Genomic DNA, 14109 nt, shown 5'->3' on the forward strand with positions numbered 1-14109 from the left:
CCATGTTCTTCCGTAGCTTTAGTCTCGCACTTCTGTTTTTATTCCACACTCTGATTTGGGGACAAAAATTGATTGGAAACGTGGAATACCCAGAAATCCTCTGGGGCAAAGACCAAGAATTTGATACTTCTGATTTTCCCAATGGGTCTTTTATTTACCACAAAGACGACTTTATCCTCGCAAGGGGTAAACTTTTCCAAGGGGAACCTCCCAAATCAAATGGAAGTTTTACTTACGAACAAGAAACCATCACCAATTCTGGAAAATGGAATAATGATACTCTTGAAATTTTATTTTCGGGAAAACCCAATGTTCGTCAAGATGTGATCAAACGGTTAGAAGCAGGCATTCGTTTTGATCCCCAATTTTTTCCTTTCCGATACAATTTAGGAAGATTGTATTCACTTGAAATGAAATATGAAAAAGCTTTGGTTGAATTTGAATATGCCAAAGCAGAAATGCCAGATTATTTTAAAACCTACCTCCACATTGCGATTCTTTCTGAAATCACACGCCAAGTGTATTATGCGATTATGAATTACAAACTGGCGGTAGAAAAAAATCCCTATGACACTGAGGCTTTAATTCGTCTGGCTGATCATTATTTGGCCACTGGTTTAAAAAACAGAGCACTTCTTTATTTAAACAAAGCATTAAAAATCGAAGAAGAAAGTCCCAATGTAAAATTAGGATTTGCAAGACTCGAAATGGAAAAAGGGAACTTTCACATCGCTTATAAAATTTTTAATCGCACAACACTCACCACAGCGGAAGGCAAACCAAAACCTTACGATAAAAAATTTCATTATTATTTTGCAGAAACTGCTTCTAAAGTCACTGATTATGAAACGGCAGAAGAAGAATATACAAAGATGCTTACCTTTACAAATGATCCCTTTTTTGCCACAGTTTCTTCCAAAGTCATTGCAAGAAGACGTGACATTGCGAAAAAATTTGCCGAAGCAAAACGAACTCAATTGGATGATTCAGAAGAAGAAACGGCCCCCCCAAACGAATGATTCCTTGCCTCCATTAAGGTTTGTAACAACAAAGATTTTGGGTTCGATAGAATCTCATTCGTTGGACCAAATTCTACAATTTCGCCACCATCCAAAACAAAAATCTGATCACACATATAGGATAAAAATCCTATATCATGAGAAACAATAAACATTCCTATTTTTTCGGTTTGGTTGATTTGTTTTAGTTCTTCAGCGATTTTTTTTTGGACAAGAACATCAAGGGCAGTGACTGGTTCATCCAAAAGTAAATATTCTGGAGAAGTGAGTAAGGCTCGAAGGATTGCAAATCGCTGCAACTGACCTCCACTTAACTCTTGTTTTGTCCTTCCTAATAATTCTTTTGGCAAATCAAATCGGTCACAAAAAGTTTCAATCCGAGTCCATTCTCTTTTTTTGGTTTCCTTGGATAAAAAAATTCCATTTTGGATTCGGATTGGTTCGAGTAACAATTCTCTCATAGTGCCTATATGAGAAAAACTCCCATGTGGGTCTTGGAAGACTGGTTGCAGTTTGGGATTTTTCCTTTGGGGTAATTTCTCTTCTTTCCAATAGAGAGACCCACTCCACTCGTATCCAGATGTTTCGTCGAGTAGTCCTAGGGCCAACCGGAACAAAGTCGATTTTCCAGAACCTGATTTTCCAATGAGGCCCGTAATTAGATTTGGCTTTGCTACTAAATTGATATTCTGTAAAAGTTTGCGCCCGCCAATATGTACCGAAACATTTTTAAGAGCAAACATTGGGTTCACTCCATAAAATCATTGCGTTTCTTATTTTTAACATCAAGTTGAATGAGAAGGAGAATGGAGAATTGGAACAAATTAAAATCACAGAAGTAGGCCCAAGAGATGGACTGCAAAATGAAAAAACCATTCTTTCCACTCAGGATAAATTTGAATTCGTATCCCGTCTAGTAGAAAGCGGATTTAAACATATAGAACTCACTTCCTTTGTTCGCAAAGATCGAATTCCTCAAATGGGAGATGCATCAGAACTTGCAAAACTCATCCTTCCAAAGTATCAAAACCAAGTCCAGTTTTCCTCACTCACACCCAATGCCAAAGGTTATGAAGGAGCAAAGGAGGCTGGTTTTTCCGAGGTAGCAGTTTTTACTGCCACTTCCGAAACCTTTACCAAAAAAAATATCAATATGACGATTGAAGAAAGTTTGGATTTTTTTAAACCCATCTTCTCCCAAGCAAAATCGGATGGAATCAAAGTAAGAGGATATATCTCCACCGTCATTGCATGCCCCTATGAAGGAAAAATAAAACCAGAAAAAACGTTAGAAGTCGCTGAACGACTGCTAGATGCTGGAGTATACGAAATTTCTCTCGGAGAAACGATTGGAGTCGCTGTCCCTTCGGAAGTAGAATCTCTTTTGGAAGTTCTTTTGAAAAAAATCCCTAAAAATAAACTTGCAGGTCATTTCCATGACACCTATGGAATGGCCATCGCAAACACGAAACAAGCGCTCAGTATGGGACTTCGTAGTTTTGATAGTTCAGCTGGAGGACTTGGCGGATGTCCTTATGCTAAGGGAGCTGCTGGAAATGTTGCCACCGAAGACCTTGTTTATTTTTTACATAGAGAAGGATATACAACTGGAATCCAATTGGATTCCCTTATTTCTGCTAGTCGATTTATGGAAGAAAAAATCGGAAGAAAACTAACCTCAAGAACTTATATTGCAATGAAGAATGCAGATTGATTTTGACCTTCTCCATTCTAAGTTAGAAGATTTAAGAAAAAAATACGAACACCTTCACTATTTAGATTCTGATCCCATATGTTTTCCCAAAAGATATAAGGACCCACTTGATATAGAAGTGGTTTCTTTGATTTCTTGTTTGTATGCTTACGGCAATGTCAGAAGTATCCAAGGTTTTTTAAAACCAGTCTTTTTGGACCTAGGCCCTTCTCCTTACCAAACTTTACAAAAAGCGGATAATACCTTTTCCACGTTTCTAAAAAATTTAAAGGTCTACCGGTTTCAAACAAAAACTGACAACCAAATCTTTTTCCAAACGTTTGCTCGTGTTCTGCAAGGATTGGCTGCCAAATCCCCTCTCTTTGAATCCAAACTAGCCAACGGCCAAGGTGAATTTGTTGGAGAAAGTTCGATTTCTTTATTCCAAAGTTTTTGGGAGGAAGAACTAAAAATCACTCTGGGAAAAAGGAAACTTTCTTACGGCCTTCAATTTTTAATTGGAAAACCGGAAGCAAAATCTCCAAAAAAACGTTTATCCCTTTTTTTACGTTGGATGGTCAGAAATTCTTATCCAGACTTCGGTCTTTACCAAAACATACAACCAAACCAAATCCCCTTCCCTTTGGATGTCCATATTCAAAAATTAATTCAAATTTTAGGAATTACAGACCGGAAAAGTTTCGGTGCCAAAGAAGCATACCTGATTAAAGAATTTTTTAAAAAGATAAATCCCGCAGATCCTTTGTTATACGACTTCTATTTGACTAGAGTGGGAATTATTGAAAAGTGCACAGCAAAATACCAAAAGGATGTTTGTGAAGCCTGTTATTTGAAGGAAGTTTGTTTGGTATTTGGTAGTGCCACGGGGAATTGAACCCCGATTGCAAGGATGAAAACCTTGTGTCCTAACCATTAGACGATGGCACCGTTTTTAAGAACGTGACTTGCGAGTTACAGGAACTCTACTTTGAGTCGTCGGGGATTCGAACCCCGGACCCATTCCTTAAAAGGGAATTGCTCTACCAGCTGAGCTAACGACTCGTTCTGTAGCCAAGAATATCGAACCACCTTTCTCGGTCAACAACTACTTAAAAAAAAGATCAAGAGCTCTCGATTTTTTTTAGTCCATGATGATCGTGTGTTCGCGATCAGGTCCTGTGGAAACAATTCCAATCTTTGTATTCACTAGGTCTTGTAAGGACTTAATGTACGACTGGCAAAGTGTTGGTAACTTAGAGAATGTATTGATTCCTGAGATATCATCCTTCCATCCTTTGAACTCAGCAAACAACGGTTTGACGTCCTCGAGTCCTTGTGATGGAAAAAAGTCTAATTTTTTGCCTTTGTATTCGTATCCGACAACAACAGGAATCGAATCGTAATGGCTAAGAACATCTATTTTCGTTAATACGAGAGAATTGATTCCGTTCACAGTTACTGCATGTTTGATCATTTGTACATCAAACCAACCACATCGTCTAGGTCTTCCGGTAGTAGAACCATACTCTCCACCTAACTTGCGCAATACATCCCCTGCTTCCCCTAAAATTTCAGATGGGAACGGACCCTCTCCTACTCTTGTGGCATAGGCTTTAGTGATCCCAATCACATCTTGTAGGTATCTGAAACTCACACCTGATCCAGCCAATGCACCACCTGTGGTAGGATTGGAGCTAGTCACATAAGGATAGGTTCCAAAGTCGATATCAAGTCCTGTTCCTTGTGCCCCTTCCAGAAGGACACGTTTTCCTTTTTGGAGTTCTGAATTGAGGTAGTACACTGTGTTCACAATGTTTTTTCCCATTTTGTCAGCGAAGTCCAAAAGGAAATCATACATTTCTGTGATGTTGACAGGTTCCAAGTCGTAGTATTTTACAAGCTCTTGGTTTTTCACTTCGAGGATATGGGTTAGTTTTCGTTTGAGAAGGTCTTTATCTAAAAGGTCTCCGGCACGGACTCCGTTACGAAGCATTTTGTCCGCATAACACATCCCAATCCCTTTTTTTGTGGTTCCAATTTTTCTTTCAGGTGAAGAACCGGCCTCTCTTGCTTCATCGATCAATCGATGATAAGGAAGAAGGATGTGACAGGAATCACTGATGAGAACTTTATCTTTAACTTTGAATCCGTGTGATTCTAAATCTGCGCACTCTTTTAAAAAGTACTCCGGATCCAATACCACTCCGTTTCCAATCACACAAGTGGTATTGTCATAAATGATTCCAGATGGAACCAAATGGAAAATGTATTTTTTTCCACCCACCACAACCGTATGACCGGCATTCGCACCACCTTGGTATCTTACAATGATATCTGTATCTTTGGAAAGATAATCGATTACCTTTGCCTTTCCTTCATCACCCCATTGTGCTCCGACAACTAAATTTGCAGGCATAATTCCCTCATTTTACCTTATTTACAATTTCTTCAATGGAATCAAGGTGCAGGGCAAAACCGCAGGCATTCTTCTTGATTCCCGTAAAACTTTCATACAATTCGTTATAAACTCCACCGGCAAAAACCGGTTCAGGATCCCCTTCCACATAACCCTGAAACATAAACCCAGTATAGTAGGATAAATCTCTCACAAGGGAAGGATCCCAAATACAAGGAATCTCTCCGAGAACTTTCGACCACTCAGCAAAAAAACTTGTGATGGATTCCAAATCCACTTTCAGCGTATCCCATTCTTTGGGTGATAAGATCTTTTGTAATGAATCCTGAAACCTTGGCATCTCAATTACGGGAATTGGACGCAGTAACAACTGGATCATCTGCATATGGACTTCCGATGTGTTTTCTCTTGCGGCAAGAGAAACTAACTCAGGTAAGTTTTTCGTATATAAAAGTTGGCGCAGAACGTTTGTTTGTTCTTCACTCCAACCTAGAATTTCTAAAACAGAACGAAAAAAAGATGAGTGTCCAAAAACAATGGTAAAAGAAACATTCGGAACTGAACTTTTCCAAAGCCGATTCAAAATTTGAATTTGGGATAGGATGTGGTTTGCATCGCTTTTTCCCAATGACTCCACACCAATTTGTAGAATTTCTCGCCTTGACGCATTGCGTTTTTTGTGGTCACGAATCTTACGTGCAAAGTAAAATACATTTTGATTCTCTTCCCAATGGGAACGAGCTGCCATTCCTTTCACAACTTGGAGTGTTAAATCCACACCAGGAGAAAGTTCATTGCCATCCCAGTCTTTTGTCACAAGTAAACTCTCTAACCCATGATCCAAATGAGAGCGAAAAGAATTCGAATAGTCAAAAGAAGGAAGGCTAATTTCAGAATACCCTTCTTTCTCAAAGAGCTCTGAAAATGATTGTAGTAAAATCCGCCGGTTTTTGCTTTCTTCGGGGCCTAAAAAATGAAATCCATCCGGAATCCACTTTTGTTCCGAGGAAATTGATTTGTTTTTTTGATTCATACCGGGATCTCGATCACCCAAGAAGTCAGTTTAGAGAAATCCTGGATTTACGCAATCAATTGTAAAAATCGAATAGACAAATCGAAAGTTTTCAGTAATTTAATGTCGGTTTAGAGGCATACATGACAGAAAAAGAAGCCACTTTGGGACGCTGGCATAAAGAATTTTTTGAGAACATCCACCTATTTGTAAAATCAGGTCTTACCGAGTCTGAAGCAAAGTCCATTTTAGAAGAGTTTTTAGTTCTTTCACAAAGCACTCCAAAACCAAAGGTCATGGATATCTTCCAAGAACCAGAACGATTGGAAGAAATCGGAGTGTATACAGACATCCGTCCTGAACCTCGCGACTTTATGTTGAAATTTCTCGATCCCATCATGAATAAATTCAAGGTGGAAGGAACAGAAAACCTAAAACTTTTGGATGGGATCATTGGCAAATACCCTGTTACCTTAATCTCCAATCATTTAAGCCATTTGGATGCGCCTGCCATTTTTACTTTGCTTTACAATTCAGGACCAGAAGGAAGAAAAATTGCGGAGTCACTCGTCTTTATTGCGGGGAGACTTGCTTTCGAACCAGACTTCACTCGCCTCGGTCTCTATATGTTTGGAACCCTTCTAGTTTGTTCCAAAAAGGATATGGCCGACAACCCTTCTCTTTCGGATGTGATGACCAAAATCAATATGCGAGCCTTTCGGAATTCTCAGAAACTCCAATCTGATGGAAAGGTCATTTCCATTTTTCCGGAAGGAACTAGGTCTCGCGATGGAAGGCTTATGCCATTTGTGGACACTGTGTACCATTATGTTGCAAACAAAGTCATCCTCCCAATCTCACTAGAAGGAACAGAAAAAATTCTCCCGATAGAAGGATTACTATTTAACCAAGCGGTCGGAAAACTTGTCATCGGCAAACCAGTGCTTGTTGGGGAACTTACAAAAAGAGAAATGGAATCCTTTCCACCTCATATAGAACAGATTTCCTTTCCTGGAACGGGCGATAAAAAACAGTTTATCATTGATAACCTTGCACTTCTTGTTGGCAGCAACTTAAACAAACACAAACACGGAACCTATCGTAACCTTTATAAAGGTGATGTCAGAGAAACCAACCAACTCATTTCAATCCCGAAAAAACCAGAGGAACATGTTGTCATCATTGGATCATCCAATATGTCAGTGGCTTTTGCATGTGTAATGGCAAACAAAAACGTAAAAGTCACCATCTACAGCCCTGATTCAGAAATGGTAAAACAAAGTAATGAAGAAAAACGCGATGTAGTTCATTATCCTATTTACAAACTCCCACCAAATATCGAATTTTCGGATAAACCAGAAGTTTTAGAATCTGCCACTCTCTTCATCCAAGGTACAAATCCATGGGAATTTGATGGAATTTACTCTAAAATTAGAACCCATTTGCAAAAAAACAAATCGCCAATGGTAAACGTCATCAAAGGTTTCACTGGATCAAAAAAAGGTCTAATTTTAGAAGATTTACACGAATTGTTACTGATTGAAAGAGACCGCCTAGCGGTTGTTTCTGGTGCTTGTTACCCAGACCAAATCATGGAAAGAAAAATTTCTGGATTTGAAATTTCAGCCTTCGAAGACTCTCTCATTCCGAAACTCAAAGAACTTTTAACAAACAATTATGTTTTTACAAGAACCGCGATCAATTCGAGGGATACAAAAGGTGTACAACTTGGTGGGGCTTTAAAAACTGTTTATGCGCTTGCTATGGGGCTTGTTGAAGGATATTTCAAACGAGAATTAGGTGGGAATGTAGACAATACTTTGTTTCATTTAAGTAATCGATTTTTTAATGAAATGGTTTCCATTGGAGTATTACTTGGTGGGGATCCAACCACATTCAATGGACTTTCTGGTATGACAGATTTTATGTTGGCTTGTTTTGGATCCGACACAAGAGATAGAAAGTATGGATACGACCTAGCCTATGGAACAAGACCAGAAAAAATCACCAATGGTTTTTATGGACTCAAAGTTTTACCAAACCTGATCCAATTGGATGAAAAAAGACATCCCATTGTTACCTCTGCCTACCGAACGGTAATCCAGAATGAGAATTTTGATTTGGTGGCGGAGAAATTACAAATGCAACTGGCTCGCTAAGATTTAGGAAGGTAAACTTGAAATTCCGTGTGACCGGGTTCCGAGTGGAACTGAATCCGGCCACGGTGCCTTTCTTCCACAGACTGTTTTACAATCCCAAGACCGAGTCCCGTTCCTTCTCCTTTTTCCTTTGTCGTGTAAAAAGGTTCAAAGATTCGTTTCTGAATGGTTGGAGGAATTCCTGGTCCATTGTCCCTAACTCTCACAATGATTTCATTTTCCAGTTCGTCTACTTGGATGGTAAGAATCCCCTTAAACGCCATGGCCTGCAAAGCATTGTAGATGAGGTTTGTCCAAATCTGGATGAGTTCGTCTGGATAACCTGCTAAAACAGGATTAGCATTGTACAAACGAATGCATTCAACTCCTGTTTTCATTTTATTCTGGTACAGTGTCAGGACCGTTTCGATTGTATCGACTAAGTTAATATCCGATTTGGCTTCGTTACGATCAAAACGCCCATAATTTTTTAAACTATAAACAATTTTCGAAGTTCTTTCGACTGCAAGTCGAATTGATTCTACACTTCTAAGCGTATTTAATTCAGACAAAACTAACTCTAGTAAGGGGGAAGATTTAAAATGAGATAATAAATTTTGATTTTCTAAAATAAAATCGGAGACTCCCAAATCAACGATTCTATCCGCTAAATCATACGCAGTCTCAATCCCTAAATCAAGAAAGGTAGCTTCCAATTTTTTTTTGGCTTTTCTGGATTCGGCAAATACATACGTTTTCGGTTTGATCGTAAATAATTCAATGACCCAGGAAATGATTTCATTGATTTCTTTTTCTGAATACTTAGAGAAACATTCTTTGATTTGAAACAATCTTGTTCCAAAATTTCCCATTCGGTTGTGAATCTGTTCGCTAAAGGCGGAAATGGCTGCAAGTGGATTATTAATTTCATGTGCAACACTTGCGACTAACTGACCCAAGGTGGCCATTTTTTCAGAGAGAATCAATTGATCTTGTGTTTTTTGTAAATCTTCTAAAATGCGATTCAGTTCTTTTGTTCTTTCTTTGACCGCAAACTCTAAAGCTTCTTTATTCTGTTTGGATTCAGTAATATCAATAAGTATTGCAAGCAAAGCCGGTTTCCCATGGTTATTGAGAATTGTATTTCCTGAAACCACATGGCGAATCTCACCCGATTTCATTCGAATGCTCGCCTCCATCCCAGTGCTCCAACCTTTTTTTTGAACTTCTTCTAAAAGCCTGGCCCGGTCGAGCTTTGTGATCCAAATATTCAATTCATGAGAAGTTTTTCCGACAATTTCCTCTCTAGAAAATCCAATCAAGCGGCAGTATGCTTCATTCACATCATCGTATCGACCTGTTTCAGCATTCGATAAACTAACAGCTGCTGGGTTTAGTCGAAATACACTTTCAAATAGTTCTTTGCTAATGACCAACTCACTTTGCAAAACTGCGGCAAGATATTCCTTTTCTTTAAGAGCAGTGATATTTTGTCCTGCTGAAAGAAGATACTTTCCATTCTCAACGATTCGACCACTAAAGAGGATGGTGACAGTTGCCCCCGTTTTTGCAACGAGTGGCACTTCTAAATTCAATACATACCCATCTCTTTTTAATCCGGCCAAAATATATTCTCTGTCATTGACATTTGAATATATCCCTAAATCCAAAGTGGATTTCCCAATGACCTCCTCTCTTGTCCTTCCAAGCCAAGTACAATAAACATCATTGGCATCAACGTAAAGGCCAGTCTGCATATCGGTAAGTGCCATCCCGATAGGACTTGCACTAAAGGCGGTATGCCAAATGGAATCGGATGTGGATAAGGAAGGGAGCATGTTTGGAATGTAGAATTTAATCGGAAACCAAAACGAATGCAATAAAAAAAAAGCCCACTCATATTCGAGTAGGCTTCTTTATTCAAATTGGAGAAAAGGTTCTGCTTACTTGGCAGCTGCTTTTTCTTTTTTGGCTTTTTTAGGTTTTTCTTCTTTTTTAGCGGGCTTTTTTTCTTCGCGTTTTGCTTTTGTTTCCGCTTTTAACTCATCTTGAGTTTTGCGATCCACAAGTTCCAAAATTCCCATCGCTGTGTTGTCAGAAGGACGGTTTACCAAACGAATGATTCTTGTGTATCCACCCACTCTTTCTGCATAACGATTTGCTAAGTCTTTCAAAAGTTTGTTTACGATTTCTTGGTCACCAAGGTGGCTATAAAGATATCGTGTGTTATGCAGGATTGCTGCATTTTTCTTTTGTTCGTCAAGATTTGCTAGGTTCGCATCCAAATTGCGTTTTGCTCTAGTAATGATTCGTTCTGCGTAAGAACGAGCCACCTTCAACTTCGCAACAGAAGATTCAATTCTTTCGTGGCGAAGTAAAGAGATTACCATATTTTGGATCATAGCTTTTCTATGATCTGCGGATCTATTGAGTTGTTTAACTTTATTACGTTTATTCATCTTAAAAATCTCTCATACCGAAAGAAAGTCCCATAGAGGAAAGTTTTGCTTTCAACTCTTGCAAACTTTGTTCGCTGAAATGTTTTGATTTAGTCATTTCGTCTTCTGATCTCTTAACGAGTTCACCAATGAAGTCAATTTCCAAACTACGAAGAACGTTAGTCGAACGAACTGATAGTTCCAATTCTTCTACATGTTTTGATAAAGCTGCTTTTAGTTTTTCGTCAGCTTCATCTAACTCTTCTTCTTCTTCTTCAATTTCTTCTTCAAAGTTAATGAAAACAGTTAGGTGGTCTTTTAGAATTTTTGCTGCTTGAGCCACTGCATCTTCTGGAGAAACAGAACCGTCAGTCCAAACTTCCATAGTTAATTTTTCGTAATCAGAACGTTGTGCAACGCGCGTTTCCGATACTTCAAACAATACTTTTTGGATAGGAGAAAAGATTGAATCAATTGGAATTGTTCCAAGCACTTCGATGTCTTTCTTTTTGTCTTCCGCAGGAACGTAACCACGTCCTCTTTGGATTTCCAAATCCATAATCAAATTGGCATCCTCATTGAGAGTCGCAATATGAAGATCTGGGTTCATGATTTCAATGGAAGAGTCTACTGCCAAGTCAGCCGCACGGAAGTAACCAGCACCTTTTAGTTCTAAGTGGATTACTTTGCTTGCTTCTTTGTCTTCAGGCTCGTATTTGATTCGAACTTGTTTTAAGTTAAGTATGATACGAGTGACATCTTCTGCTACACCTTCAATGTAAGAGAACTCATGTGAGACTCCTTCAATTCGAATCGCGGAAATTGCCGCTCCTTCGATAGAAGACATGAGCGTACGACGAAGGGAGTTACCGATCGTAGTACCAATTCCTCTTTCGAAAGGTTCTGCAACAAACTTACCGTAGTTTGGTGTATTCACATCGGTAGTGAATTCGATTTTTTTGGGTCTTTTAAAACCTTTTAATAAATTCTTTGGAGACAATGTCGTATCCTTCTTCTCTAAATTCTTACTTCGAGTACAACTCTACGATTACCTGTTCTTTCACAGGAATATCAATATGCTCTCTAGTTGGAAGTGAAGTCACTTCGCCAGAAAACTTGGCATAATCCACACTGACCCAGGAAGCAGTACGATTGATTGCTTGGGCAAGTTTGATATTTTCTTCGATAAACGTAGATTTTTGGAACTTCTCACGAATTTCGATTTTATCACCAACATTCACACGATAAGAACAAATATCCACTCTGTGACCATTCACAAGAACATGTCTATGTGCTACAAAGTTACGAGCTTGTCTTCTAGTCACAGCAAAACCCATACGGTAAAGAACGTTATCCAATCTTCTTTCAAGGAATTGGAGTAAGTTTTCACCAGGAATGCCTGGAGTATGAGATGCTTCTTCAAAGTATCTACGGAATTGTTTTTCTAAAACACCATAAGCGCGTTTTACTTTTTGTTTTTCACGTAGCTGTGCACCGTATTCTGTTACCTTCCCTTTTTTCTTAGGAGGAAGACCTGGTGGGTACTTTCTCTTTTCTAGGGAAGATTTTTCTTTATGTAAAGTATGACTATTTTTGAGAAAGAGGTTAAGACCCTCTCTTCTCATCAATTTAACAACTGGACCTCGGTAACGTGCCATATCTAATTCCTACACCCTTCTTCTTTTTCGTGGTCGGCACCCATTGTGAGGGAGCGGAGTTACGTCTTTAATAAGTTTGATTGCAATGCCTTTTGTGGTCAAAGAACGAATGGCAGATTCACGTCCAATTCCAGGACCAGAAACCATTACATCCACTTCAGATAGACCAGCTGCTTCAATTGCTTTCTCTGCGGCATTCGTAGCAGCAACTTGCGCTGCGTACGGAGTGGACTTTTTGGATCCACGAAAACCCATCATTCCAGAAGAGGACCAAGAAAGAACGTTTCCAGCCATATCCGTAATGGATACAATTGTATTGTTAAACGATGCTTGGATATAAACCTTACCCCGTGGAACGTTTTTCTTTTCTTTTTTCTTAACCTTTTTGGTATCTTTTTTATTCTTTGCGTCTTTTTCAGCCATGGATTAGTCCTCTACTTAGTAGCCTTTTTCTTATTGGCTACAGTCTTCTTGACTCCCTTACGGGTTCTTGCGTTGGTTCTTGTTCTTTGTCCGTTGACTGGAAGTCCACGTCTATGACGGAAACCTCGGTAACAACCTACGTCCATCAATCGTTTGATGTTTAGGTTGACTTCTGAACGAAGATCCCCTTCTACCTGGTATGATTCTTCTATAACTCTTCGGATCGCGGCTTCTTGTTCGTCCGAAAGGTCCTTCACCCGGATAGATTCGTCAATTCCTGCTTTTTTCAGGATATTTTGAGAGGAAGTCTTACCAATACCAAATACGTATGTAAGACCGATCACTATTCTTTTGTTTGATGGTAAATCAACACCCGCGATACGTGCCATATCTTTCTATCTTTGCCTTTGTTTGTGTTTTGGGTTCGTGCAAATCACTCGGATTACACCTTTTCTGCGAATGACTTTGCATTCAGGACAGATTTTTTTAACTGATGCTCTAACTTTCATTATAGTTCCTATTTCTTTCTGTAGGTAATACGGCCCTTGGTTAAGTCATAAGGAGAAAGTTCCACAGTGACTTTATCTCCAGGTAAAATACGAATGTAATGCATACGCATCTTTCCTGAAATATGTGCTAAAACTTTGTGACCATTTTCTAGTTCCACTCGGAACATTGCATTTGGTAACGGTTCTAGAACGGTTCCGTCAATCGTGATTGCTTCTTCCTTAGCCAGGGTCTATCTCCTACTAGATCGATTTTAAAATAGTGTTAGTGATTTCTTCCATACTTCCCAACCCATTGATTTGCCGAAGGATCCCAGAGCCTTTATAAAAGTCTATTAGGGGCAACGTCTTTGTGTTGTAAGTATGCAGACGGTTTTTGATGGTCTCTTCGTTGTCATCCGAGCGTCCTTCTTTGATCGCTCTACCTAGCAACCGTTTGACGAGTTCTTCGTCAGGAACGTCTAGGTTGACAACGGAGTCGAGCTCCATGCGGAGCTCTTTGAGGATTTCCGAGAGAGCCTTTGCTTGCTCCACCGTCCTAGGAAATCCATCCAGAATGAATCCATTCGCACAATCAGATTCGACCAATCGGTCGCGAATTATGCCTATAACGACAGCATCTGGAACAAGGTCTCCAGCGTCCATATATTTTTTTGCTTCTACACCCATAGGGGTTCCGTTTTTCACGGCAGCACGGAGAATATCTCCGGTTGAGATCTGTGGAATTTGGTATTTCTCTTTGATGATGTCAGCTTGGGTCCCTTTTCCAGCACCTGGGGGCCCCATAAAAATGAGTCTCTTCATTC

General features: G+C 39.3%; 16 protein-coding genes and 2 tRNA genes. 4 read left to right on the forward strand and 14 right to left on the reverse strand.

Going from position 1 to position 14109, the window contains the following annotated elements:
- Window positions 1–2: 2 nt before the first annotated feature.
- Window positions 3–1019 (forward strand): tetratricopeptide repeat protein, encoded by a 1017-nt coding sequence (locus EHR01_RS05210; protein ID WP_135693636.1) that lies wholly within the window; start codon window positions 3–5, stop codon window positions 1017–1019.
- On the opposite strand, the gene EHR01_RS05215 is transcribed toward EHR01_RS05210, so the two are convergent.
- Window positions 974–1762, reverse strand: a complete 789-nt coding sequence (locus EHR01_RS05215) for an ABC transporter ATP-binding protein (protein ID WP_135693637.1) — start codon at window positions 1760–1762, stop codon at window positions 974–976. The two genes, EHR01_RS05210 and EHR01_RS05215, sit on opposite strands and share 46 nt — an antisense overlap.
- A 71-nt stretch (window positions 1763–1833) precedes the next feature.
- On the opposite strand from EHR01_RS05215, the gene EHR01_RS05220 reads away from it, so the two are divergent.
- The gene (locus tag EHR01_RS05220; protein ID WP_135693638.1) at window positions 1834–2733 is read left to right on the forward strand and encodes a hydroxymethylglutaryl-CoA lyase; all 900 of its coding nucleotides are present in this window, start codon (window positions 1834–1836) and stop codon (window positions 2731–2733) included.
- Window positions 2723–3607: a TIGR02757 family protein gene (locus EHR01_RS05225; protein ID WP_244309979.1), complete on the forward strand. Its 885-nt coding sequence runs from the start codon at window positions 2723–2725 to the stop codon at window positions 3605–3607. Before EHR01_RS05220 ends, EHR01_RS05225 begins: the two co-directional genes overlap by 11 nt.
- On the opposite strand, the gene EHR01_RS05230 is transcribed toward EHR01_RS05225, so the two are convergent.
- From EHR01_RS05230 to EHR01_RS05245, 4 genes are all read right to left on the reverse strand, one after another.
- Window positions 3586–3660 (reverse strand) — tRNA-Glu (locus EHR01_RS05230). The two genes, EHR01_RS05225 and EHR01_RS05230, sit on opposite strands and share 22 nt — an antisense overlap.
- 41 nt (window positions 3661–3701) lie before the next feature.
- A tRNA-Lys gene (locus tag EHR01_RS05235) sits at window positions 3702–3774 on the reverse strand.
- A 79-nt stretch (window positions 3775–3853) separates the two neighbouring features.
- Window positions 3854–5128, reverse strand: coding sequence for an adenylosuccinate synthase (locus tag EHR01_RS05240; protein ID WP_135693639.1), 1275 nt, complete (start codon window positions 5126–5128; stop codon window positions 3854–3856).
- Between the two features lie 7 nt (window positions 5129–5135).
- The gene (locus EHR01_RS05245; protein ID WP_135693640.1) at window positions 5136–6161 is read right to left on the reverse strand and encodes an ATP phosphoribosyltransferase regulatory subunit; all 1026 of its coding nucleotides are present in this window, start codon (window positions 6159–6161) and stop codon (window positions 5136–5138) included.
- 122 nt (window positions 6162–6283) lie between these two features.
- On the opposite strand from EHR01_RS05245, the gene EHR01_RS05250 reads away from it, so the two are divergent.
- Window positions 6284–8299, forward strand: a complete 2016-nt coding sequence (locus tag EHR01_RS05250; protein ID WP_135693641.1) for a 1-acyl-sn-glycerol-3-phosphate acyltransferase — start codon at window positions 6284–6286, stop codon at window positions 8297–8299.
- Here EHR01_RS05250 and EHR01_RS05255 read toward each other — a convergent pair.
- The 9 genes from EHR01_RS05255 to EHR01_RS05295 form a co-directional block, all read right to left on the reverse strand.
- On the reverse strand, window positions 8296–10116 hold the full coding sequence (locus tag EHR01_RS05255; protein ID WP_135693642.1) for a sensor histidine kinase: 1821 nt from the start codon (window positions 10114–10116) through the stop codon (window positions 8296–8298). The genes EHR01_RS05250 and EHR01_RS05255 overlap by 4 nt on opposite strands.
- Before the next feature lie 105 nt (window positions 10117–10221).
- Complete coding sequence (rplQ, locus tag EHR01_RS05260; RefSeq protein ID WP_135693643.1) at window positions 10222–10737, reverse strand: 50S ribosomal protein L17; 516 nt, start codon at window positions 10735–10737, stop codon at window positions 10222–10224.
- Window position 10738: 1 nt separating this feature from the next.
- Window positions 10739–11716: a DNA-directed RNA polymerase subunit alpha gene (locus EHR01_RS05265; protein ID WP_002974165.1), complete on the reverse strand. Its 978-nt coding sequence runs from the start codon at window positions 11714–11716 to the stop codon at window positions 10739–10741.
- Between the two features lie 25 nt (window positions 11717–11741).
- Window positions 11742–12374, reverse strand: coding sequence for a 30S ribosomal protein S4 (gene rpsD / locus EHR01_RS05270; protein ID WP_135693644.1), 633 nt, complete (start codon window positions 12372–12374; stop codon window positions 11742–11744).
- A gap of 9 nt (window positions 12375–12383) precedes the next feature.
- Complete coding sequence (rpsK, locus tag EHR01_RS05275; RefSeq protein WP_004783964.1) at window positions 12384–12797, reverse strand: 30S ribosomal protein S11; 414 nt, start codon at window positions 12795–12797, stop codon at window positions 12384–12386.
- A gap of 11 nt (window positions 12798–12808) precedes the next feature.
- On the reverse strand, window positions 12809–13186 hold the full coding sequence (gene rpsM / locus EHR01_RS05280) for a 30S ribosomal protein S13 (protein WP_035983662.1): 378 nt from the start codon (window positions 13184–13186) through the stop codon (window positions 12809–12811).
- A 6-nt stretch (window positions 13187–13192) separates the two neighbouring features.
- A complete protein-coding gene (rpmJ, locus tag EHR01_RS05285) occupies window positions 13193–13306 on the reverse strand; it encodes a 50S ribosomal protein L36 (RefSeq protein WP_002974084.1) in 114 nt (37 codons plus the stop codon).
- Window positions 13307–13314: 8 nt separating this feature from the next.
- A complete protein-coding gene (gene infA, locus EHR01_RS05290) occupies window positions 13315–13533 on the reverse strand; it encodes a translation initiation factor IF-1 (protein ID WP_012476295.1) in 219 nt (72 codons plus the stop codon).
- A 13-nt stretch (window positions 13534–13546) separates the two neighbouring features.
- The gene (locus EHR01_RS05295; RefSeq protein ID WP_135693645.1) at window positions 13547–14107 is read right to left on the reverse strand and encodes an adenylate kinase; all 561 of its coding nucleotides are present in this window, start codon (window positions 14105–14107) and stop codon (window positions 13547–13549) included.
- Window positions 14108–14109 lie beyond the last annotated feature (2 nt).

The organism is Leptospira mtsangambouensis (assembly GCF_004770475.1).
GTDB classification, from domain to species: Bacteria; Spirochaetota; Leptospiria; order Leptospirales; family Leptospiraceae; genus Leptospira_A; species Leptospira_A mtsangambouensis.